Source organism: Pseudomonas sp. FEN (genome assembly GCF_904067045.1).
Lineage (GTDB): Bacteria > Pseudomonadota > Gammaproteobacteria > Pseudomonadales > Pseudomonadaceae > Aquipseudomonas.
Window position 1 is genome coordinate 1 of the sequence record NZ_CAJFDC010000030.1, and the last position, 2,979, is coordinate 2,979.

General features: G+C 54.1%; 3 protein-coding genes. All 3 read left to right on the forward strand.

Annotated elements, in window-relative coordinates:
• Window positions 1-281 precede the first annotated feature (281 nt).
• Complete coding sequence (locus PFEN_RS22355) at window positions 282-1,175, forward strand: hypothetical protein (RefSeq protein ID WP_191488875.1); 894 nt, start codon at window positions 282-284, stop codon at window positions 1,173-1,175.
• 414 nt (window positions 1,176-1,589) lie between these two features.
• Window positions 1,590-1,811 (forward strand): DUF637 domain-containing protein, encoded by a 222-nt coding sequence (locus PFEN_RS22360; protein ID WP_224771050.1) that lies wholly within the window; start codon window positions 1,590-1,592, stop codon window positions 1,809-1,811.
• Window positions 1,808-2,146, forward strand: coding sequence for a hypothetical protein (locus PFEN_RS22365; protein WP_191488876.1), 339 nt, complete (start codon window positions 1,808-1,810; stop codon window positions 2,144-2,146). Before PFEN_RS22360 ends, PFEN_RS22365 begins: the two co-directional genes overlap by 4 nt.
• The last annotated feature ends 833 nt before the right edge of the window (window positions 2,147-2,979 follow it).

The window sequence follows — 2,979 nt, forward strand, 5'->3', positions numbered from 1 at the left end:
CCGACTTCTACAGCAGTAGTACCGATGTGGTCGACAGCGCTGCACGTATTGAAGCGGCCAACAACCTGAGCATCAATGCGGACGAGACGTCAACAACATTGGCAGTGTGCTGCAAAGCGGTTCGGATACGCTGATTAAAGCGGACGCGACGTCAACCTGACATCCGCGACCGCTTCGAACGACGTCCGCATGGATTCTGCCCGTAGCGGGGCCGTCACCCAATACGCCGGCAGTGTTGAAAGCGGACGCGATCTGAGTGTTACAGCGGGCGTGACCTCGCTGTGATTGCGAGCCAAATCGACGTCAAGCGCGATGCCAGTCTGACTGCCGGACAAAATATGGTCCTGGCTTCGGCGGCGAACGAAAGTCACTTCTATTCAAGACTTCCATGTCACAGAGCAAAGGGACACATTGCCCAGGTGGCAACCATGGTCAACGCCGGGGCGATCTCAGGCTCAGTTCCGGCCAGGACATGGCGTGTCTCCAGCAAGGTCGATGCCGGCAACGACGCCTTTCTGGTGGCCGCGGGAAACTCAATGTCCTGGCCGCGCAGAAACCGATTACTCGCTGTACGACAAGAAGGGCGGCGGTGGTTTGTTCGGCGGCGGCAGCTCCCGCACGATGAAGTCACGCAGATCACCAACGTCGGCAGTGAAATCAAAGCCGGCGGTGATATCGGCTTGATCAGCGGCAGCGACCAGCGTTACCAGGTCGCCAAGCTGGACAGCAACAAGGACCTGACCCTGCAGAGCGGTGGATATCACCTTCGAAGGGGTGAAGGACTGCACAAGGAGGACCATAGAAGAGTGATAACGCTTTGCCTGGACCAGCATGAGCGGTCGCGGCAGCACCGACGAAACCCTGCAGCAGACGCAGATGTCGGCCAAGGCCAACTGGTCATCAAGGCGGTCGATGGGCTGCATATCGACGTCAAGCAGATCAACGAACAGACGGTGAGCCAGGCCATCGATGCGATGGTCCAGGCCGACCGCAACTGGCCTGGCTCAAGGACGCCGAGAAAACGCGGGGATGCGACTGGCGGCAGATCAAGGAACTGCACGACTCCTACAGCTACAGCCATTCCGGCCTTGGGGCTGGGCGATGTTGGTGATCATCATCATTGTCACGGTGCTGACGGCAGGTACCGCAAGCGGTTTGGTGGCGTCAGCAGGTGAGTCGGTGGGTATGGGGCTGGCACTACAATGGCCGCTGCTACGACAGCGACGCTGAAGCCGCCGCTACCTCGGCCGGGTTGGGCAACATCATTGGATCGGCCATTTTGACCTCCATGGCCAGCACTGCTGCGGTTAGCACCATTAACAACAGGGAATCTGGGGCGGTACTGAGTGACACCTTCAGCGCCGACAGCCTGAAAAATGCGCCATCGGAGGGTTCACCGCCGGAGCCTTTTCCTATGCGGATGCCAATTGGTTTTCCCAGTGCTGACAAGCAGGAGCGGCAGCCCAAGGCGTTCAGCCTTCAGCGGAATCAACACTCAGTGCCACCAACAATTCTCAGGACATTTTCCATTGGAGCACAGCGGCTGATACGGCCACCCGCACGTTAGGGCGTGCAGCCATCTCAGCGGCATCTCCACCGCTATTGGGGGCGGTAGTCTCGGTAGCAACTTAACGCAGCTCTGCTGGGGGAAGCTGGGAACGTGGCCATGGCACTGGCTTCAACTGGGTTGGCGACAACATCAAGTATCCGATGGCGGTCTGCAGAAGATTCTTGCGCACGGGATTATGGGCGGGTTGTTGGCGGAGGCGACTGGCAGTGATTTCAAGACAGGCGCAGAGCGGCGGGAATGAATGAAGCCCTGATCAATGGAATGGCCAGTCTGGCCGGTAAGGATAAAGACCTGCAACTGATGCTATCGCAGTTGACAGGTTGTTGGCGGCGGCAGCGGTGGGTGGGACCTGAACAAGGGCGCGGAGATTGCGCAGAAGGCCACGACGTTCAACTACTCTATCATGAAGAAGTGAAGGAGATGTTGGCGGAAGTCGATAGTAAGACGACGGAGGCGGAAAAGCAGGAGGTTAGACAGCGTTACGCGAAATTGAGTCAGATAGGGATAATGAACTGGAACCACTTTGTCAGCGGTCTCCTGACGTTTGTAAGGCTATTTTGTCTGGCCTTTGGATGATGATCAAAAATTAATTGCTCTTACGAGCGAGTTGAGGAATGAGGGGAAAGGCAAGGAGGTGCTGTAGTTGGTACATTACTAACGGAAATCTGTCTTCTGCCAATACGATAGCGCAACGATAAAATCCAACGGTGATACCGTAACTCTCTGGCTGCGGATGCTGCTAAACTATTAGGTGCCGGGGTGATTCCGGGCTGGCGCACAGGGAGTGGGAAAAGTTTATCAGATACGACAAATGAAGAAATTGATACTATTACCTTAAGGACGACCAAAACCAGACCCGTTTGGGAGGAGAGGCAGGTGAACTGGGAATAAAGGTTGTATATAAGGATGGTACGGAGTTTGACATGACTCGGACGCGAGTCAAAGAACAGAGGCTAATCCGTATGTTCCTGTAGTATGGCGCGTGAGGTTGAAGACGCTCTTGATAATAAGGGACTAAACGCGCACCTACGCAAGATGAGCTAGACTGGTTTAATAGTATTAAATGGGATCGATGAAATGATTATGTGGTGACAGGGTTGCGGGTGGTTGTTCTAGTGCATGAGATTCATGGCCCCTATGTCCGTGTCTCTAGCTATGAGGATGGAGGGGCGTTTGAAGATGCTTTGGATGACGAATGTCATGTGCCATACTGGAAGAAGACACCGGAGAGCTAAAGGGGATGGGGGTAATGAATACTATTTTGGTTGGGCGGCTGATATCGAAAAATTACAAGAAATTATTGATGGAATAGTTTTGAGTGATTAATTGCTGGGTTGGCTTCGGTTTGTTCTAATGGATTGAGGTGTTAGAATGATTGATCTATTGTTGGAAGAAAGATTGAAATTGTT